We start from the raw sequence: 19,655 nt of genomic DNA on the forward strand, positions 1-19,655 counted from the left end.
CAGCGCTGGCCAACATCCACGCGGTGTCCCCGGTATTCGGGACACCCATTACTGGGAAACCATCCACTAGCGGCATTCCTCTCGACTGATCTCAGCACGTTGCGCTGTGAAGAATGCGCAGCGGATGTTTCCGAGAGGGCGCGCGTGTGTTTCGCCTCTGTTACCGGTTGTTCTCCACGGGATCTACCCCAGCAGTGCGTCGACGAATGCCGGCGGCTCGAACGGAGCCAGATCGTCGGGCCCCTCGCCGAGGCCGACCAGCTTCACCGGCACGCCGAGCTCGCGTTGCACGTGAAAAACGATGCCGCCCTTAGCCGTTCCGTCAAGTTTGGTGAGCACCACACCGGTGATGTCCACCACGTCGGCGAACACCCGGGCCTGTGCCAGGCCGTTCTGCCCAATGGTGGCGTCGAGCACCAGCAGCACCTCGTCGACGTCGGCACGGCGTTCGACCACGCGTTTGATCTTGCCGAGCTCGTCCATGAGGCCGGTCTTCGTGTGCAGCCGCCCGGCGGTGTCGACCACCACCACATCGGCACCCGCACGGATCCCGGCGTCGACGGCGTCGAAGGCGACCGACGCGGGATCGGCATTCTCGGCACCCCGCACCACCTGAGCACCCACCCGCTGGCCCCATGCCTGTAGCTGATCGGCCGCGGCCGCGCGGAATGTGTCGGCGGCCCCGAGTACCACCCGGCGCCCGTCGGCCACGAGCACACGGGCCAACTTGCCCACGGTGGTGGTCTTGCCCGTGCCGTTCACCCCGACGACGAGCAGCACCGATGGTTTGTCGTTATGCGGCAGCGCCTTGATGGATCGGTCGAGGTCGGGTTGCAGCTCGTCGATGAGCACCTCCCGCAGCAGCGCCCTGGCCTGCGCCTCGGTACGCACGCTACGTGCTGCCATCTCGCTGCGTAGCCTGTCCACGATCGAGGTGGTGACCGCGGTGCCGAGGTCGGCGATCAGCAGGGTGTCCTCGACCTCCTCCCACGATTCCTCGTCGAGGTCCCCGGCCCCCAGCAGCCCCAGCAGGCCGCGACCCACGGCATTCTGCGAGCTGGCCAGCCGCCCCCGGAGCCGGTCCAGCCGCCCCGCCACCGGCGCGATCTCATCGAGCACCGCCGCGCGTTCAGGTTCCGGCTCAGCCTCGGGTTCCGTGACGAGCTCGGGTTCGGGCACAAGTTCGGGCTCGGGCTCGGGCTCGACAACAGGCTCCGGCAGCTGGACATTGGAGATGGTGCGTCGAGGCGCGTCCCGAGGAATCTCGGCGTCATCGCCCACGGTGGGCAGCGGGACAGCTTGCGCACCGCCCTCGCTAAAGGTGATGGTGGACCCGGCGGTGTATCCACCAGAACGGTCGCTCGGTGTGGCACCCTCGGTGATCTCGGAGGACCGTGTCAGGCTGATACTGCGAGAGCGGTAACGCACCAGTCCGAAGACCAATGCGGCAACAACCAAGACGGCAACGATCGCGATGGCGATCCACACTTCAAGAGGCACTAGGGCATTGTTACAGGAACGCAAGAAGCGCCACATTGACGCCTGCCTGAGCGATCCAGTGCAGTACGTCACTCGCACCACCGGCCTGGACCGATTCGACCTGCCCTACATCGCGCTGCCGAACTCCAGCCTCGCCGAGGTCGACCTGTCCACCGAATTCCTGGGCAAACAGCTGGCGGCGCCCGTGCTTATCGGAGCGATGACCGGTGGCGCGAAACTCTCGGCCACCATCAACCGCAACCTGGCAGCGGCAGCCCAGGAGCTGGGTATTGGGATGATGCTGGGGTCTCAGCGGGCCATGCTCGTCGACCCCGAGAGCGCAGACACCTTCTCGGTCCGCGAGGTGGCACCCGACATCCTGCTCATCGGCAATATTGGGCTGGCACAGCTCGGCAACATCGCCGATACCGCCCGGCTGAGCACCCTGGTGGAGCGGGTGGGCGCGGACGCGCTCGCGGTGCATACCAACCCGCTACAGGAGGCCGTGCAGCCCGGTGGCGACACCGATTTCACCGGTCAGGTGCATCGACTCGCCGAGCTGACCCACGCCGTCGAGTTCCCCGTGCTGCTCAAGGAGGTCGGCCACGGTATCAGCGGCGCCGCCGCACGCCGCCTCGGTGGATGCCGACTGGCTGCTATCGATGTCGCGGGTGCGGGCGGCACCTCGTGGGCCCGGGTCGAGCAGTTCGTCCGGTTCGGGGCGATCACCTCACCCGAGCTCGCCGAATGGGGCATCCCGACCGCGGACGCACTCGTAGAAGTGCACGCCGAGCTACCGCATATGCCGCTGGTCGGCTCGGGCGGGATACGCACTGGCATGGACGCCGCGAAGGCCATCGCGCTGGGAGCCGATGCTGTTTCAGTCGCACTCCCCCTCCTGGCGCCCGCGGTCCAATCGTCGCAGGCGGTGATTGCCTGGCTCGAACAGTTCCTCGACGAACTGCGCATCGTCATGCACTGCGCCGACGTCAGCACGATCAAACAGCTCCAGCGAATTTCGCTTCGTCCCCGCTAAACGGGAGACAACCGTCATACACTGCGGAAGTCACATCGTCCCAGGAGGTTCTTGGCATGAAAATCCAATTCGGGGGACGTAACAAGGTTCGAGCACTGACGCGCACCTTGGCGGTCATCGCCACCGTGTTGTGTCTGTCGGTCGGTGCCGTCGGTACGCCTACGGCGCGAGCCGATGGCCTACTCGATTTCACCGGCACCACGGTCTCGGGCGCGCCGTTCAACGGCGCCAGCCTCAAAGGCAAGCCGGTGGTGTTGTGGTTCTGGGCGGCCTACTGCCCGTTCTGCAATGGCGAGGGTCCGCACGTGAGTGCGGTATCCGCGGCCAATCCCCGAGTCACCTTCGTCGGCATCTCCGGCCGCGGTTCCGTCGGTGACATGGAGGGGTTTATCTCGCGCTATAACCTCCACTTCACCAACCTCAACGACGCCGACGGCTCGCTTTGGCGGCAGTTCGGAGTGCCCTGGCAACCGGCGTATCTGTTCATCAACTCCAACGGCACCTCGGACTTCGTGAACAATCCGACATCGTCGATGTCTGAACAGGAGCTCAGCGACCGGGTGAAGGCACTCACCTGACTTCACTGGCCTTTGCAGCCGGGCTGATCGCCGCACTCAACCCGTGCGGTTTCGCACTGCTCCCGGTCTATCTCGCGCTCGTGGTGCGCGGCCCCGGTGCCGAGATCGGCAGGTCACAGGCAGTGGCCCGCGCCGTAGTGGCCACCGTGGTGATGGCGGCCGGGTTCGTCGCGGTGTTCACCGTCTTCGGGCTGCTGACGGTATCGGTGGCGTCCGTGGTGCAGCGCTATCTGCCTTTCGTGACGGTGGTTTTCGGAATCGGCCTGGTGATCCTGGGGCTGTGGCTGCTGTCCGGCCGCGACATCATCGCGCTCATGCCCAAAGTGCTGGATGCGAACGCTCCCACCACCCGGTTGGGCTCGATGTTCGGCTACGGCGTGGGATACGCGGTCGCCTCGCTGTCCTGCACCATCGGCCCGTTCCTCGCGGTCACCAGTACCACCTTCGAGAGTGGGTCCCTGTTCGACGGTGTCATGGTCTACCTGGCGTACGCCTCCGGTATCACCCTCGTGGTGGGCACGCTGGCCATGTCCACCGCCCTGGCCAGCACGGTGCTGCTGAACGCGATGCGGCGCCTGCTGCCGTACCTGAACCGGATCAGCGGCGGCATCCTCATCCTGGTCGGCGCCTACGTGGGGTACTACGGCAGCTACGAGGTCAGGCTGTTCCACGCCAATGGCAACCCCGACGACCCGATCATCAACGCGGCCGGGAAGATTCAACGCACAATCTCCGGCTGGGTGTACCTGCACGGCGCCTGGCCGTGGCTGCTCGTTCTCGGTTTGGTGGCGGTCGGCGCGGCCGTTTGGTGGCGCAATACCGCCAAGGATTAGCACGTCTGGGCGTAGCATCATATGCATGACTAGCAATGAGACCGTCGCAGCTGAGACATCGAAGACCTGCGACAACCCCAACTGCACCTGCGTTGACTGTCAGTGTGGCTCCAACTGCAGCTGCGGTGCAGATAAGTAATCCGGCTGACGAAAAGGAATAGCGTCGGCGCTGTTCGGAGTTGCGTAGAAGCGTGACAGCACCTGATTTCGCGCCCTACGGATTCTTCACTCACTACGCGACGGTGGACGCAGATCTCTTGCGGGCCGTCGAAGACCTCGGCTTCGATACTGCGTGGCTGGGCGGTTCGCCCCCCGCCGGTCTGCCATGGGTCGACCCCCTGCTGTCGGCCACCGAGCGCATCAGGATCGTGACCGCGATCGTTAACATCTGGTCTGCGCCCGCGCGGGAAGCCGGGCAGTCCTGGCAGCGCATCGAGTCGGCACATCCCGGGCGGTTCATCCTCGGTATCGGCGCCGGACATCCCGAGGTCGACAATGGCGTGGTCTACAAGCCGTACACCGGCCTGGTCGAGTACCTCGATGTGCTCGATGAGGTCGGGGTCCCGAAGGAGGGCCGGGGGCTGGCGGCGCTGGCGGAAAAGTCGCTCAAGCTCGCCACGGGGCGATCGGCGCTCGCCCACCCGTACCTCACCCCGCCCTCCCATACTCGTTGGGCACGTGAGCTTCTGGGACCCGACGCCATCATCGTCCCCGAGCAGAAGGTGGTGCTCACCACCGATGCGGACGAGGCCCGCGCGATCGGCCGTCAAGCCCTGGACCTGTATCTCGGCCTGACCAACTACCTGACCATGTTGGAGCGTTTCGCCGGCAGCACGAAGGATCTGGTCAAGCCGGGCAGCGACAAGCTGGTGGATTCCCTTATCGCATACGGGACTCCGGAGCAGATCGCGGCGCGACTGCAGGAGCATCGGGACGCCGGGGCCACCCAGGTCGCTATCCAGGTGCTCGGCGATCCTGCCAAACGCGCGCAGGCGCTAGGCGTTTTGGCTCGAGAGCTGGCCGTCTAGACCACGCATGCGCTGTGAGACCACCTGCGTGATGCCGTCATCGCGCATGCTGACGCCGTAGAGCGCGTCGGCGACCTCCATCGTCGGCTTCTGGTGAGTGATAACGATGAGCTGCGACTTCCAGGTGCGCGGACTCTTCCAGCGGAAGGGGATTGAAACCTTGCCGAGCGGTTTTATTGTCCGGTGTCTTGGTTCGCGTCGAGCATCGGTGCCAGGTAGTGACGCGTGAACTGACGGGCCTGTTCAGCAGTGTCAAGTTCGATAGCGCTTTCTTGGGTCAGTATCAACGAGAGCGCGATTCGGATATGTAGTTCGGCCGCGGTTCGCAGATGCGTGATGGTTTGCTGTGAAACTATCGCGTCACCGTAGATTTCGGTTTTCCAGAGAGCGGCACAAAACTCTCGGAATGTTTCGATGATTGGTCCGGCTTCTGTGGTGAGGGTAGGCAGGATGGCGTCCGGTTCGGTCTCAAGCAAACGCCTTAGCAGTGGATGATTGCGAACGAACTCCAATGTGTAGGCAGAGCTTTCAGCCATGCGGTCGGCCACAGTTGCCTGCCCTCCGCTAGCCAAAGCGGCGCCGGCCATGTACCTACCCAGCTCGGCTTGCGCAACTGCCACAGTCAGCGCGCTTTTGTTAGGAAATCTCCGATATACGGTAGCGCGGCCCAATCCTGCCCGCTTAGCCACGTCTTCAACTGTTGAGCGCCGCCAGCCGACGACGGAGAACTGCTCGAACGCAGCGGCCAGTATCCGCTTGGTGATCTCGTCCGATTCGTCGGGCAGCCGCAGAGCCGCCGGATCGCTCGATGCGAGTGTGTTGAGCAGTGTGCCCTTGGTCACTTGGCTCACAGCACTCCTTGTCATTTCGTGTGAACCGACGATACCGTAGAGATAGAAATACACATATTGTCTCACGATCTCTCTAGGAGGGATGCATGTCCAGAGCCGCCTTCTCCCACTACATCCAGAACGTCAGTACGACTCGCGTGCAGTTCTTGGCGTTCCTGATGGCCGTCTGGTTCACCTTCAATGGGCCGGCTGGACTGGCGATTAGTCATGATTTCCCGGTACACACGACAGGCGCGATGTATTCGGCCTCCTTCTACGCATTCGGAGTCATACCTGTCGCCGTCAACGGTTGGCATGCCTTGTTTCATTTGGCAACAGGAGTAGCAGGGCTACTGTGCGTCCGGACCCGCACCGGTGCCATCGGCTATGCCGCCGCCACCGCGTTGGTCTATTGGGGCATGGCGGCAGTATGCGCAACAGCAGGCATGGGTGTGTGCGAAATTATGGCTGTCGATCCTTTCGCCACCTGGGTACACGTCAGCGAGGGCCTCATATTGGCAGGCATTGCAACCTACGGGATCCTGAAAACGACTGTGCCATCGTCGATTCCAGTGTTATCCGGCTCCGCCGAGACACCATGAGCAGATCGGGCAACTTGGATGGCGACCAAGCCAACGCCTTCAGCTGCAAATCGACCCGAATTTTCTGCACCCCGGGCACAGCCGATGCGCTCCTGACCGTTGGCACAGCCCTACTGCTCGTCACGACCGCACTATGGTGCGTGTCCGAAGGTACTTCGATGAAGCACCACCAGCGCGACACTGCATTGCTGCGGGCGCAGAATACCGCCGCACATACGGTACTGCCGTAATCGCATCCAACATCAAGCCCAACACACCAAGCCCCTTGTCCGGACCTCAGCCTTCATAACATTGAAAGAGGACAAACAATGTCCAAGCACACCTTTGACACATTATCCCGAATGCTCGTTGGCGAACTCGAAGCGCTGTACCGAGCCAGCAATGAACCCACTGATCTCTCCGTATTGGGTTCTTCGCCCAACGGCCGGATGTTAGCTATCCATGGGCTCGATCGTGGACTCCTAGCGGCAGGATTACGCGCGCTGGCCAGGCAACGGCACTTCGTGTGGGTCGGGAAGAAGCTCGTCAGCGGCCAGGATGGCAAGCACGGACACGGCGCGAACCGAGTCAGATTCGGCCGGGAATGGTTTCCCTTCACCACCCGGATCGGAAAATCAATCATCGACGGCCGTGACACCTTCGTATTTGAATACGACCATCCCGGCAATTCACAACTGGGACGCAAACCCTATGACGAACTGCGTGAGGTCTCGCCAGGCATCTTCCTTGGACCGGTGTTTGGAAAGACAAGCAAGGGAAAATACGTAAAAATACTCTGGTTTGCATTGGACGCCAAGACAGCGTAATTAGTTGCCCTTCAACAGTATTGGACGGTCAGACCTCTTCCATCGGCCCACTTCTTCCAGCCGCCGCGCTCGGCCCAGCTACAGGAGCATCGGGACGCCGGGGCCACCCAGGTCGCTATCCAGGTGCTCGGCGATCCTGCCAAACGCGCGCAGGCGCTAGGCGTTTTGGCTCGAGAGCTGGCCGTCTAGACCACGCATGCGCTGTGAGACCACCTGCGTGATGCCGTCATCGCGCATGCTGACGCCGTAGAGCGCGTCGGCGACCTCCATCGTCGGCTTCTGGTGAGTGATAACGATGAGCTGCGACTTCTCCCGCAGCTGTTCGAATAGGCCGATCAGGCGCTGCAGGTTGACATCATCGAGTGCGGCCTCGACCTCATCCATCACGTAGAACGGCGACGGCCTAGCCCGGAAGATCGCCACCAGCATGGCAACCGCGGTCAGCGACTTCTCGCCACCGGAGAGCAGTGACAGCCGCTTGATCTTCTTGCCCGGTGGACGCGCCTCCACCTCGATCCCGGTGGTGAGCATGTCATTGGGGTCGGTCAGAACCAGTCGGCCTTCGCCGCCGGGGAACAACGAGGAGAACACACCCTTGAACTCGCGCTCCACATCGGCGTAGGCCTCCGTGAACACCTGCAATATGCGCTCGTCCACGTCGGCGACCACTTCGAGCAGATCCTTACGTGCCGCCTTGACGTCCTCAAGCTGTGTCGACAGGAAGTTGTACCGCTCCTCCAGAGCCGCAAACTCTTCCAGGGCAAGGGGATTAACCTTACCGAGCTCGCGCAGGTCCTTCTCGGCCCGCTTGGCACGGCGCTCCTGGGTGTCCCGGTCAAACGGCATGGGCCGGGGCGCGCTCACCTGCTCCCCGCGCTCGCGAGCCTGCTCGTATTCGTCCATCTCCTGCTGCGTGGGCGGCAGCTCGACATGCGGACCGTATTCGGCGATGAGATCGTCGGCCGCCATACCGAACTGTTCGAGCACTTGTTCCGAGAGCTGCTCAATGCGCAGAACCGCTTGGGCTTTGGCGACCTCGTCGCGATGCAGTGCATCAGTCAGGCGGCTCTGGGCAGCGGTGAGTTCACGGGCCTGCTCGCGCACGGTGCCGATCGCCGCGGTGTGCTGTGCGCGGGTCGCGCCGAGTTGGTCACGACGCGCGGACGCGGCGGCCACCACGTGTTCGAGACGGGCGGCAACCTCGTGGCCGGCCGCAACGACTGTGCTCGCCATGGCAGCCGTTCGCTTCCGCGCGACGGCCGCCCGCTCTGACCGGGCACGTGCCTCACGCTCTGCCATCGCGGCTCGGCGCAACGAGTCAGCTTTACCTCGAACGGAATTCACCCGTTCCTCGGAGGTGCGCACCGCCAGGCGCGCCTCGATCTCCACGGAACGAGCCTCTTCCAGCTCAGCGACCATGTCATCGCGATCGACGGGCTCATCATCGAACAGGTTGGGGGCCTCTTCGGCATTGCGTAGCCGGGACTCGACCTCGGCCAGCTCTTCCATCGTCTTGGCGCGGCCGAGTTCCAGCTGATCACGTTGCAGGGTAAGTTTTTTCACCTCATCAGCCGCGATGCGAGCGCCTTGGCCGACGCGCCCCAGCTGCTCGTACACCGCCGAGATGGCCGCATCGGACTCGTTGAGGGCAGCCAATGCCTGCTCGGCAGTGTCCTGGCGCGCCGTCTGCTCGGCGAGCGCGCCCGCCAACGCCGCGGAAATCTCACCCACTTGAGATTCGTTGGCCCGCAGCTCTTCCCGGGCTGCCTCGATGGAGGCCTGGATCTCGAGGGTGCTCTGCTTCTTGTCGGATCCGCCGGCAACCCAGCCGGCGCCCACCCGATCGCCGTCGATGGTCACGGCCCGCAGCAACGGGTTGGCCAGCACCACCTCGATGGCGGCGCCGATCTCGTCGACCACCACCACCGAGGCCAGTATGGCCGACACCGCGGTGGCCAGCCGCTCGGGCGCCTCCACCAGGTCGGTGGCCCAGTGCGCGCCGGATGGCAGGGTAATCGCCGGACGTGCATGCGTGTTGGCGGGCCACTCGCCGAACACGATCGCCGCCCGCCCGCCGTCGGAGGCCTTTAGCGCGGCCACGGCGGCCTGCGCCGCTGCGGCGTTCTCCGCGGCCACCGCGTCGGCGGCCGGTCCCATCGCCGTCGCGATGGCGCCCTGGTAACCGGGACGCACCTTGACCAGCTGCGCGATGGATCCGAAGATTCCAGCGCCACTGTGGTTCTCGGTGAGCCATGCCGAGCCGTCCTTACGGTCCAGCCCGATGGCAAGCGCGTCGATACGCGCCTTGAGCGAAGCGATCTGACGTTCGGCCTGACGTTCGGCCGATTGCAGTTCTGCGACACGTTCATTGACGATCGAGAGGGCCGATACCGACCGTTCGTGATTCTCGTCGAGCCCCACCTCGCCCTGGTCGAGCTCGGCTACGCGCGCCTTGATGGTGTCGAACTCGGTCTGCGCGACCTCACCGCGTACCGTCGCCTCTTCGATCGTCTCGGTAAGACGCTGCGCCTGGCTGTCGATGGATTCCAGCCGGGTGCGCATGGTGTCGACCTGACCGGTGAGCCTGGCGAGGCCCTCGCGTCGATCCGCCTCGGCGGACACGGCCGCCAGGTGCTGGCGCTGCGCCTCGGCAACAGCGGCCTCCTTCGTGACCAGCTCGTCCTTGGCCGCTGCCAGCTGCTCGGCAACCGTTTCCAGCTGCGTGATCAGCAGGCGTTCCTGCTCCGCGACACGCTCCGCCTGTGCCTCCAGCTCGTCCGGATCGGGTCCGGTCGGCACGGCCACCACCTCGTCCAGGTGGCTGGCCCGCTCCCCAGCGATCCGGACGGTGGCACTGACGCGCTCGGCGAGGGCCGACAACCGGAACCAGGTCTGCTGGGCCTGCTCGGCCTGCGGCATCAATTCGTTCAGAGCCGTCTCGTGCTCGGCCAGCACCGCGGTTGCCACATCGAGCTTTTCGGTGATCTCCGAGTGTTCCTTGCGCAGCGTGGCCTCGGCGTCATTGGTGCCGTCGAACTCATCGCGCCTGCGCACCAAATCGTCGGCGGCGAGGCGCAGCCGCGAGTCCCGCAGATCGGCCTGCACGGTGGCGGCACGGCGCGCGACTTCCGCTTGGCGCCCAAGGGGTTTGAGCTGGCGTCGCAGTTCGGTGGTGAGGTCGGTGAGCCGGGCCAGGTTGGCGGCCATCGACTCGAGCTTGCGGACCGCCTTTTCCTTGCGCCTGCGGTGCTTGAGTACCCCGGCCGCCTCCTCGATGAAGGCGCGGCGATCCTCCGGTCGGGACTCCAGGATCTGTGAGAGGCGACCCTGCCCGACGATGACGTGCATTTCCCGGCCGATACCCGAATCGGACAGCAGTTCCTGGACGTCCATCAGGCGGCAGCTCTGGCCGTTGATCTCGTATTCGCCGGCGCCGTCCCGGAACATCCGGCGGGTGATGGACACCTCGGAGTACTCGATCGGCAGCGCGTGATCGGAGTTGTCGATCGTCAGGGTGACTTCGGCGCGGCCCAACGGTGCGCGGGTCGATGTGCCCGCGAAGATGACGTCTTCCATCTTGCCGCCGCGCAGGGCCTTGGCGCCCTGCTCACCCATCACCCAGGACAGGGCGTCCACGACATTGGACTTACCCGAACCATTGGGGCCGACTACACAGGTGATACCCGGTTCGAGGCGCAGAGTCGTCGGCGAAGCAAAGGACTTGAAGCCCTTCAGCGTCAGACTCTTGAGGTGCACAGCGGGCCAGAATACCGGTCGTGGCGCTAACGCTCGCTAAACCCGGAGATGGGCTCGCCGGGCTCCTGCCAGCTGTCCACCACCAGATCTACCCGACCTGGCGTTTCACCGCTGTTCAACTTGGCAAGCAGCTGTTCGCAGGCCGTCTTTTCGCCCTGTGCGACCACATGTACCCGACCATCCCGGGTGTTGGTGGCATATCCGGTCAGGCCGAGTTCAAGGGCTCGGGACCGCACATACCAACGAAAACCGACCCCCTGCACGTGGCCGTGCACCCAGGCGGATAAGCGGACCTCAGACACTCGGCTCTCGGTCTTCGCGCGAGCGCTCATCCACCGTGAAATTCACCTCGACTCCAGCCTTCAGGGTGCGCCCGACAGTGCACACCTGGTCGACGGCGCGTTCCACGACGGTGAGCACCCGCGCACGCTCCTCTGGGCTGAGCCCGCTCAGGTCGATGACCATCTTTTCGTCGAGCACCGGATAACGCTCCTGCTCCCGATCAGCGGGTCCGCTGACATCGATGCGCACCTGGTAGTCGTCCCCGAGGCGGCGTGCGAGCGGCTGATCGCTGGACATTCCGCTGCAGGCCGCCAGGGCGATCTTGAGGAGCTCACCCGGGGTGAATACCCCGTCGATAGTCTCCGAACCGATCAGCACTTCCGCACCTCGGGAGCTCTGTCCCGTATAGCGCCGATTGCCCGTACGCTCTACCCATAATGACGTCACGCCCGCAATGCTATGTAATCTCCGCTGCCACGATGGCGTTGGCGACGTTCTGTGTACAAACCCTGTGTGCACCAACGGCCGCGGCGGAACCGGTTGTGGCGCTAGAGTCCCTACTGCTGCGTCCGTACAGCGAGGTACGGGCGCAGTTGCTATCTGGTTCGTGGGGCCCGCGGATCGAGGAGCTGGTATACGTCCCACCGGGTGAACCCAAGATCGTCCCCACCTCCGCCGAGCGGCAGGCCTACACGGTCGTCGACACGTGCTTCACCAAGCGCATCACCCCGATGGGCATCTACGTGCTGCTCGCCAAGCCGGAAACCGTGGAAAAGATAGGCGCCGACCAGTTCAAGGCGAGCTACGGCAAGCTGGTCCGCAACTACCGGCCCGGATGCGATCCGGATGTGCAGCAGATCGATCTCGGCCGACCGCCTTTCTAGCCCTTCTCAGCGCTACTCCTGAAAGCGGTATCCCATCCCCGCCTCGGTAAGCAGGTGCTTGGGATGAGCGGGATCGATTTCCAGTTTGCGGCGCAGCTGTGCGAGATACACACGCAGATAATGGGTTTCGGAGCTGTACGCCGGCCCCCAGACCTCGTGCAACAGCTCCTTCTGCCCCACCAGCTTTCCGCGATTGCGCACCAGCACTGCCAACATCGACCATTCGGTGGGCGTCAGGTGCACCTCCCGGCCATCGCGGATCACCTTGTGCGAGGAAAGATCCACATCGAAGGTGCCAGTGTGCACCACCGGTTCGGCGCCATCGGGTGTGCCACGGCGCACCGCAGCGCGCAACCGGGCCAGGAACTCGTCCATGCCAAAGGGTTTGGTCACGTAGTCGTCGGCACCCGCATCGAGTGCCTCCACCTTGTCCGCCGAATCGGTGCGAGCCGACAGCACGATCACCGGAACAGTCGTCCATCCGCGCAGCCCGGCCAGTACCTCGGTGCCGTCCATATCGGGCAGCCCGAGGTCCAGGATTACCACCTCGGGCTGGGTCTCGGCGGCCGCGCGCAGTGCGCCCGCTCCCGACGAGGCCGTCACCACCTCGTAGCCACGTGCAGACAGGTTGATCCGCAGCGCGCGCAGGATCTGAGGCTCGTCATCTACGACCAGTACCCGCGTCACCGGAGCAGCCCGGCACTGGGTAGATCGACGATCATGCTCAGACCGCCGCCGGCCGTATCGGTCGCATTCACCGTGCCCTCCATTGCTTCCACAAAACCCCTAACCACCGAAAGCCCAAGTCCCACACCGACTGTATTGTCGCGATCGCCGAGCCGCTGGAAGGCCTCGAAGGCCGCACCGCGTTTTGATGCGTCCAATCCCTTCCCGTGGTCGGCGACGATCACCAGCGTGCGGTCCTCCACTTCTTCGTAGTTGACCAGCACCTGCCCCTGTGAGTATCGCAGTGCATTGTCGACAAGGTTGGCCAATACGCGCTCGAGCAGACCCGGATCCGCCCGCACCACCGCGCCGTTCAAGTCCAGGTGCACTCGCTTGCGGTCGTTCTCGGTGGCACCGAGCAGCGCACGCTGCGCGATCTCCTCGACGTAGACCGGCACCGCCCGGGGTTTGACGACACCCGCCGCCAGCCGCGACGAGTCCAGTAGGTTGCCCACCAGCGCGGTGAGCTGATCGGTCGACTCTTCCACGGTGGCAAGCAGTTCCGCGGTGTCCTCGGGCGAAAACTCGATATCGGGGCTGCGTAGGCTCGACACGGCGGCCTTGACCGCGGCCAACGGGGTGCGCAGGTCATGGCTGACCGCCGACAGCAGTGCCCGCCGCAGCCGGTCCGCCTCGGCGAGAGCCGAAGCCTGCGATGCCTCCTCGGCCAGGCGCGCCGAACGAACCAGGCCTGCCGCGGTTCCGGCGACCACCTGAAGCACCCGCGCATCGGCGGACGGCACCGGCGGCCCGTTGAGCGCCAGCGCGTATGCACCGTCGTCTACCCGGAATACCGAGTCGGCCTCCGATTCCCGAGTGGGCGGGTCCTCCCCCACGCTGGCGACTGCGGGCCCCTCCGCGCACAGCAGACTGACCGCAGTCTGGTTGTAGGTGGTCCGCACCCGTTCCAGCAGGGCAGAGAGGTCGGAGTTGACCAGGACGCCACCGGCGAAGAGCGCCAGCAGTTCCGCCTCGCGAGAGGCCCGCCGAGCCTGCCGTGCCCGGGTGGCGGCCGCGTCCACCAAGGCCGCGACGGCGACAGCCGTCACCATCATCATCAGGATGGTTAGCGCATTATCGGTCTCACCGATGGTGAAGCTATACCGGGGTGCGACGAACAGAAAGTTGAGCAGCAGACCTGAGATGATCGCGGACACCAGCGCGGTCGACACACCACCGAGCAGCGAAACTGTCAGTACCGCAATCAGAAACAGGGCGCTCTTGCTGCCGACGCCGAGCGCGGAGTCGAAGAAGTGAATGAATAATGCGGTCGCCAGGGGTACCAGAATCGCGGCCAACCAGTTGACGATGAGCCGCTTACGCCCTTCCGGGGGCATGGACCAGCTGCGCAGGCCCACAGGCCGCATGTGCCCGTGCGTCACCATGTGCACATCGATGGCGCCGGAGTCGCGGATGACGGCCGCGGCCACACCCTCGTCGAAGATCCGGGCCCACCGTGACCGTCGCGAGGTGCCCATCACCAACTGGGTGGCATTGACCCCACGCGCGAAGTCAAGCAGCGTCTGCGGCACATCATCGCCGGTAACAGCCTGCACCGAGGCTCCAATGTCGTTGGCCAATCGACGTACCCGCGCCATGACCGCGGTGGAGGCCCCGACCAGACCGTCACCGCGCACCACATGCACCACCAGAAGCTCGGCGCTTGACTTGGCGGCGATCCGGCTTGCCCGGCGCACCAGGGTCTCCGATTCGGGTCCACCGGTGACCGCGACAACCACGCGCTCACGCGCCTCCCAGGTCTTGGTGATCCTGTTGTCCGAGCGATATTTGGCGAGCGCAGCGTCCACCTGATCGGCGAGCCAGAGCAGCGCCAGCTCACGCAGCGCCGTCAGGTTGCCCGTCCGAAAGTAGTTACCCAGTGCCGAACCCACCTTCTCTGGCGCATAGACGTTGCCATGAACCATCCTGCGCCGCAACGCCTCCGGTGTGATGTCAACGAGCTCGACCTGCTCGGCGCGGCGCACCACGGCATCGGGGACGGTCTCACGCTGCACGATCCCGGTGATCTGCTCGACAACGTCGTTCAGGCTTTCCAGGTGCTGCACATTAATAGTGGTCAGCACATCGATACCGGCATCGAGGATCTCGTCGATATCCTGCCAGCGCTTGGCATTCCGACTGCCCGGCACATTGGTATGCGCCATCTCGTCGATAAGCACCAGAGCCGGCTTGCGCGCCAATACGGCGTCGATGTCGAGCTCGTACATCACGGTTCCGCGGTAGGTCACCTCGCGAGGAGGGATGAGCTCAAGCCCGTCAAGTAGTTCCGCCGTCTTGGAGCGGCCATGAGTCTCCACGGTGGCGGCGACCACATCGGTGCCGCGCCCGGCGCGGCGGTGCGCCTCGTTGAGCATGGCGTAGGTCTTGCCTACTCCGGGCGCGGCCCCCAGGTAGATCCGCAACGTCCCGCGCAGGGATGAGCCACTGGCGCGAAGACCGTCAGGCACTGTCTCTCCTTCATCGGCAGGGAGGGCCGGTGAGGCCCAGTGCCACGTTCAGCGTGGGGACGTTGACACGCGGCTCACCCAGAATGCCCCATTGCCGGGATGACGTGTGCGCTTGTACCAACTCCTCGATCTTCGCCCTGCCCAGACCGGTGGCCGCCGCGACCCGCGGTATCTGCAGCGCGGCGTACTCCGGGCTGATATCGGGATCCAGGCTCGAACCTGATCCGGTCACCGCGTCGGCGGGAATCCGTGTGGGATCGACGCTCTCGCGTGAGGCGATCGCCCCACGCCTCTCCTGGATATCCGTCTTCAGCTTCTCACTGTTGGGGCCCTGGTTGGAGGGCAGCCCGGCGGCCGGGTCACCGCTGGCGCGGGTGTGGAAATAGAAATCCGCCCCGGACGCCTGCGGATCCACCCCGATGAGGGCCGATCCGACGACGCACCCGTTGTGGTCCTTGAGGGGTGAGCCTTCGGCGGACACGGAGTCAATACGGCCGAACAGCCACACCGCGGCCGGATATGCGATGCCGAGCACCACCGTCAGAGACAACAGCACCACGAGGCCTGCCACACACTGGCGCAGCCACCCAATCACAATCTTGTTCATCGCTATCCAATCCCAGGTATAAAACGCACGACCAGATCGATCAACCAGATCCCGATGAAGGGAACGATCACGCCACCGAGTCCGTAGATCAACAGATTTCGTCGCAGCAGCTCGCCCGCTCCCACGGGCCGATATTGGACACCCTTGAGCGCCAAGGGAACCAGCGCGATGATCACCAGGGCGTTGAAGATGACCGCCGAGAGGATCGCCGACTGCGGAGTGGCCAGTCTCATCACGTTGAGGCTGTTCAGCTGTGGGTAGATACCGCTGAACAATGCCGGCAGGATCGCGAAGTACTTCGCGAGGTCATTGGCCAACGAGAAGGTGGTCAACGCGCCGCGGGTGATCAGCAGCTGCTTGCCGATGGCCACCACATCGATGAGCTTGGTGGGATCGGAGTCCAGATCCACCATGTTCCCGGCTTCCTTGGCCGCCGAGGTGCCGGTGTTCATCGCCACACCCACGTCAGCCTGCGCGAGCGCCGGGGCGTCGTTGGTGCCGTCACCCGTCATCGCGACCAGGCGACCGGCCTTCTGCTCAGCGCGCAGCAGCTCAAGTTTGTCCTCTGGGGTGGCCTCGGCGACGAAGTCGTCGACACCCGCCTCGGAGGCGATTTGCTTGGCTGTCAACGGGTTGTCGCCGGTCACCATGATGGTGCGGATACCCATGGCGCGCAGTTGTGCGAAGCGTTCGGCCATGCCGGGCTTCACCACATCAGATAGCCGGATCACGCCGAGGAGCCGCGTCTCGGTACTGCTGTGATCGGCGACCACCAGTGGAGTGCCGCCCTCGCCGGCCACCTGGTCAGCGGCCTTGCGGACGGCCACCACCGCAGGGTCATCCTCTTGCACGCCGGAAAGGCTTGCCACCCAGGTGAACACCGCATCCGAGGCGCCCTTGCGGATCTGCCTGCCGTCGGCAGTGTCCAGGCCGCTCATCCTCGTGGCAGCGGTGAAGGCCACAAACTCGCCCTCAGCAGCAGCCCCGGCACCCCGCCCCCCGGCCAACTCGACAATGCTGCGACCCTCAGGAGTTTCGTCGGCGAGGCTCGACGCCCGCGCAGCCTCTGCGAGGGTGTCGTGCGTGACACCGGGCGCCGCAATGAATTCTGTCGCCTGACGGTTACCGAAGGTGATGGTGCCCGTCTTGTCCATCAGCAGGGTGTCGATGTCACCGGCCGCCTCGACGGCGCGCCCCGACTTGGCCAGCACATTGTGCTGCACCAGCCGGTCCATCCCCGCGATGCCGATCGCCGACATCAAAGCCCCGATGGTGGTGGGGATCAAACAGACCAACAGCGCGATGAGCTTGACCGGATCCTGCTGCTCGCCACCATAATTACCCATCGGGCCCAGCGCGACGACAGCCAGCAGGAAGATGATGGTGAGCGAAGCCAGCAGGATGTTGAGCGCGATCTCGTTAGGAGTCTTCTGCCGGGAGGCGCCCTCCACGAGCGCGATCATCCGGTCGACGAAGGACTCACCGGGAGCCGCGGTGATCTGCACGACGATGCGGTCCGACAGCACCGTGGTACCGCCAGTGACGGCACAACGATCGCCGCCCGACTCCCGGACCACCGGTGCGGACTCGCCTGTGATGGCCGACTCATCAACGGTTGCAATACCTTCCACCACATCACCGTCACCGGGGATGACTTGCCCGGCCTCCACGACGACCCGGTCACCCGGTCGCAACGAACTACCCGAGACGCTCTCTTCTTCTTCTCTTCCGTTGCCATCTCCAACCAGCTTGCGAGCCACGGTATCCCGCTTGACCTCTCGCAGGCTTGCCGCCTGCGCCTTGCCGCGGCCTTCGGCAACGGCCTCGGCCAGGTTCGCGAATACCACCGTGAACCAGAGCCAGGCTGTAATGGCCCACGCGAAGATCGAGGGATGCAACACGGCGAGCACGGTGGTGGCCACCGATCCCACGGTGACCACGAACATCACCGGGTTGCGGGCCATATGCCTGGGGTCGAGCTTGCGCACCGCAAGCGGAAGCGCCTTGACGAGCTGGGTGGGGTCGAAAACTCCGGTACTGACTACGGTCTTGCTCACAGGACTGCCTCGGCGATCGGTCCCAGCGCCAGCGCCGGGAAGAAGGTAAGTGCGGCCACTAACAGCACTGTGCCGGTGTGTAATCCGGCGAACATGGGGCCATGGGTGTGCAGGGTTCCGGCCGATACCGGTGTCTTCTGCTGGGTGACAAGCGATCCGGCCAGCGCCAAGGTAAAGATGATAGGCAGGAAGCGACCCAACAACATCGCCACACCGAGGGAGGCCTGGAACCAGTGACTGGTCACGGTGAGGCCACCGAAGGCGCTGCCGTTGTTGTTGGCGGCCGAGGCGTAGGCGTACAGCACCTCGGAGAAACCGTGAATGGACTGGGGTGTGCCCGGATCGCCGCTGTTGCCTTGGTATCCCGGTGTCGACGGGAGCGCCACCGAGATTCCAGTACCGATGAGCACGAGCGCCGGCATGACGAGCACGGACAGTGCGGCCATGGTGATCTGGCGCCGACCGATCTTCTTGCCCAGGAACTCCGGTGTACGGCCCACCAACAGGCCACCGACGAACACGGCGATGATGGCCAGCACCAGGATGCCGTACAGGCCGGTGCCGACGCCGCCCGGTGCGATCTCGCCGAACAGCATGTTCAGGATCAACGCCCCGCCACCGGCCGCAGTGAAGCTGTCATGGGCGGCATCGACTGCGCCCGTGGAGGTTCCGGTGGTCGCCACCGCGAACAGGGTGGTCGCGGGGATACCGAATCTAACTTCCTTGCCCTCCATCATCGCGCCCGCCGCCTGCGCGGCGATACCGCGCGGGCTCGACTCAGCCCAGGTGACGAAGGCCAGCATGCCGCCGAAGAGGGTGGCCATCACCGATAGGACGGTCAGGCCCTGGCGCTTGTCCCCCACCATCGTCGAATAGGTACGGGTCAGGCACACCGGGATGATGAGAATCGCGAGGATCTCGAGGATATTCGTCAGCGGGGTCGGGTTCTCGAAGGGGTGTGCCGAGTTGGCGGCCAGGATGCCGCCCCCGTTGGTGCCGATCTCCTTGATGGCCTCCTGCGAGGCGACCGGAGCCAACGCGATGTGCTGGGCCGTCCCGTCGAGTGCGGTCGCATCAAAATGGGTGAATAGCGACTGAATGGTGCCCTGTGACAACAAGATCAAAGCGACGATGAAGGAGAGGGGCAGCAGGATCCGCAGGCTTGCCCGCACTAGGTCAACCCAGAAATTTCCCAGCTCGCCACCGGTGGAGGTCCGCGCGATGCCGCGGATGAGTGCCACCGCCACCGCTAGGCCCACCGCTGCGGATACGAAGTTCTGCACGGCCAGCCCCACCATCTGAGTCAGATTGGTCATGGTGGCTTCCGGGGTGTACGACTGCCAGTTGGTGTTCGTGACGAATGACACCGCGGTGTTGAATGCCACTGCGGGGCTCACTGCGCCCAGGTCACCCGACAGCGGCAGTACGCCCTGAATCCGCTGCAGTACATATAGGAAGATCACGCTGGCGAACGAGAAGCCCAACAGCGACAGCGTGTACCCCACCCATGTCTGCTCGGTCTCGGGGTCCACCCGTCCGGCGCGGTAGATGACGCGTTCGACGAACGAGTGCTTGACGATTGTGAAGACGCGCGCCATGTAGTCCCCCAAGGGGACGTATGCGATGGCGAGCACCAAGATGACTAAGCCGATCTGAAGACCGGCCGCCAGAGCGGAATTCACC

At 64.5% G+C, this 19,655-nt stretch carries 17 protein-coding genes and 1 pseudogene; 8 read left to right on the forward strand and 10 right to left on the reverse strand.

Annotated features, from left to right (window positions below; genetic code table 11):
- Positions 1–183: 183 nt before the first annotated feature.
- The gene (gene ftsY / locus AB0H22_RS00005) at positions 184–1,536 is read right to left on the reverse strand and encodes a signal recognition particle-docking protein FtsY (protein WP_358143957.1); all 1,353 of its coding nucleotides are present in this window, start codon (positions 1,534–1,536) and stop codon (positions 184–186) included.
- Between ftsY and fni the strand changes: the two genes are divergently transcribed.
- The 4 genes from fni to AB0H22_RS00025 all read left to right on the forward strand — a co-directional run bounded on the left by fni (position 1,508) and on the right by AB0H22_RS00025 (position 4,954).
- Positions 1,508–2,515, forward strand: a complete 1,008-nt coding sequence (gene fni, locus AB0H22_RS00010; RefSeq protein WP_180748125.1) for a type 2 isopentenyl-diphosphate Delta-isomerase — start codon at positions 1,508–1,510, stop codon at positions 2,513–2,515. The genes ftsY and fni overlap by 29 nt on opposite strands.
- 56 nt (positions 2,516–2,571) lie before the next feature.
- On the forward strand, positions 2,572–3,093 hold the full coding sequence (locus AB0H22_RS00015; RefSeq protein ID WP_180748126.1) for a protein disulfide oxidoreductase: 522 nt from the start codon (positions 2,572–2,574) through the stop codon (positions 3,091–3,093).
- Positions 3,090–3,926: a cytochrome c biogenesis CcdA family protein gene (locus tag AB0H22_RS00020; protein ID WP_180749641.1), complete on the forward strand. Its 837-nt coding sequence runs from the start codon at positions 3,090–3,092 to the stop codon at positions 3,924–3,926. Before AB0H22_RS00015 ends, AB0H22_RS00020 begins: the two co-directional genes overlap by 4 nt.
- A 191-nt stretch (positions 3,927–4,117) precedes the next feature.
- Entirely contained in the window at positions 4,118–4,954 is an 837-nt protein-coding gene (locus tag AB0H22_RS00025) for a TIGR03620 family F420-dependent LLM class oxidoreductase (RefSeq protein ID WP_358143961.1), read from the forward strand.
- A 173-nt stretch (positions 4,955–5,127) separates the two neighbouring features.
- Here AB0H22_RS00025 and AB0H22_RS00030 read toward each other — a convergent pair whose 3' ends face one another.
- Positions 5,128–5,805 (reverse strand): helix-turn-helix domain-containing protein, encoded by a 678-nt coding sequence (locus tag AB0H22_RS00030; RefSeq protein ID WP_358143963.1) that lies wholly within the window; start codon positions 5,803–5,805, stop codon positions 5,128–5,130.
- 86 nt (positions 5,806–5,891) lie between these two features.
- Here AB0H22_RS00030 and AB0H22_RS00035 point away from each other — a divergent pair, with 86 nt between their 5' ends.
- From AB0H22_RS00035 to AB0H22_RS00045, 3 genes and pseudogenes are all read left to right on the forward strand, one after another.
- Positions 5,892–6,386 carry a DUF4383 domain-containing protein gene (locus AB0H22_RS00035; RefSeq protein WP_358143967.1) on the forward strand — a complete coding sequence of 165 codons (495 nt, stop codon included), beginning with the start codon at positions 5,892–5,894 and terminating at the stop codon, positions 6,384–6,386.
- Positions 6,387–6,694: 308 nt separating this feature from the next.
- Positions 6,695–7,192 carry a hypothetical protein gene (locus tag AB0H22_RS00040; protein WP_358143970.1) on the forward strand — a complete coding sequence of 166 codons (498 nt, stop codon included), beginning with the start codon at positions 6,695–6,697 and terminating at the stop codon, positions 7,190–7,192.
- A gap of 69 nt (positions 7,193–7,261) precedes the next feature.
- A pseudogene (locus AB0H22_RS00045) lies at positions 7,262–7,381 on the forward strand (LLM class F420-dependent oxidoreductase); the annotation flags it as partial.
- Here the strand turns inward: AB0H22_RS00045 and smc are convergent.
- From smc to AB0H22_RS00060, 3 genes are read right to left on the reverse strand one after another with little or no spacing between them, the layout of a single operon-like run.
- On the reverse strand, positions 7,349–10,948 hold the full coding sequence (smc, locus tag AB0H22_RS00050; protein WP_358143972.1) for a chromosome segregation protein SMC: 3,600 nt from the start codon (positions 10,946–10,948) through the stop codon (positions 7,349–7,351). The pseudogene AB0H22_RS00045 and the gene smc overlap by 33 nt on opposite strands.
- A gap of 26 nt (positions 10,949–10,974) precedes the next feature.
- The gene (locus AB0H22_RS00055; RefSeq protein ID WP_358143975.1) at positions 10,975–11,250 is read right to left on the reverse strand and encodes an acylphosphatase; all 276 of its coding nucleotides are present in this window, start codon (positions 11,248–11,250) and stop codon (positions 10,975–10,977) included.
- The gene (locus AB0H22_RS00060; RefSeq protein ID WP_180748130.1) at positions 11,243–11,677 is read right to left on the reverse strand and encodes an OsmC family protein; all 435 of its coding nucleotides are present in this window, start codon (positions 11,675–11,677) and stop codon (positions 11,243–11,245) included. Before AB0H22_RS00060 ends, AB0H22_RS00055 begins: the two co-directional genes overlap by 8 nt.
- On the opposite strand from AB0H22_RS00060, the gene AB0H22_RS00065 reads away from it, so the two are divergent.
- Positions 11,668–12,114 (forward strand): hypothetical protein, encoded by a 447-nt coding sequence (locus AB0H22_RS00065; protein WP_180748131.1) that lies wholly within the window; start codon positions 11,668–11,670, stop codon positions 12,112–12,114. The two genes, AB0H22_RS00060 and AB0H22_RS00065, sit on opposite strands and share 10 nt — an antisense overlap.
- 12 nt (positions 12,115–12,126) lie before the next feature.
- Here the strand turns inward: AB0H22_RS00065 and AB0H22_RS00070 are convergent, their stop codons facing one another.
- The 5 genes from AB0H22_RS00070 to kdpA are packed head-to-tail and all read right to left on the reverse strand — an operon-like array spanning position 12,127 to position 19,654.
- Positions 12,127–12,801: a response regulator gene (locus AB0H22_RS00070; protein ID WP_180748132.1), complete on the reverse strand. Its 675-nt coding sequence runs from the start codon at positions 12,799–12,801 to the stop codon at positions 12,127–12,129.
- Positions 12,798–15,308, reverse strand: a complete 2,511-nt coding sequence (locus AB0H22_RS00075) for a sensor histidine kinase KdpD (RefSeq protein ID WP_180748133.1) — start codon at positions 15,306–15,308, stop codon at positions 12,798–12,800. The genes AB0H22_RS00070 and AB0H22_RS00075 overlap by 4 nt, the downstream gene beginning before the upstream one ends.
- Positions 15,309–15,318: 10 nt before the next feature.
- The gene (locus tag AB0H22_RS00080; RefSeq protein ID WP_180748134.1) at positions 15,319–15,915 is read right to left on the reverse strand and encodes a potassium-transporting ATPase subunit C; all 597 of its coding nucleotides are present in this window, start codon (positions 15,913–15,915) and stop codon (positions 15,319–15,321) included.
- A 2-nt stretch (positions 15,916–15,917) separates the two neighbouring features.
- The gene (gene kdpB, locus AB0H22_RS00085) at positions 15,918–17,972 is read right to left on the reverse strand and encodes a potassium-transporting ATPase subunit KdpB (protein ID WP_180748135.1); all 2,055 of its coding nucleotides are present in this window, start codon (positions 17,970–17,972) and stop codon (positions 15,918–15,920) included.
- Positions 17,969–19,654 carry a potassium-transporting ATPase subunit KdpA gene (gene kdpA, locus AB0H22_RS00090; RefSeq protein WP_358143980.1) on the reverse strand — a complete coding sequence of 562 codons (1,686 nt, stop codon included), beginning with the start codon at positions 19,652–19,654 and terminating at the stop codon, positions 17,969–17,971. Before kdpA ends, kdpB begins: the two co-directional genes overlap by 4 nt.
- Position 19,655: the final 1 nt, after the last annotated feature.

This window comes from Mycobacterium sp. NPDC050853 (genome assembly GCF_040653875.1).
Lineage (GTDB): Bacteria > Actinomycetota > Actinomycetes > Mycobacteriales > Mycobacteriaceae > Mycobacterium.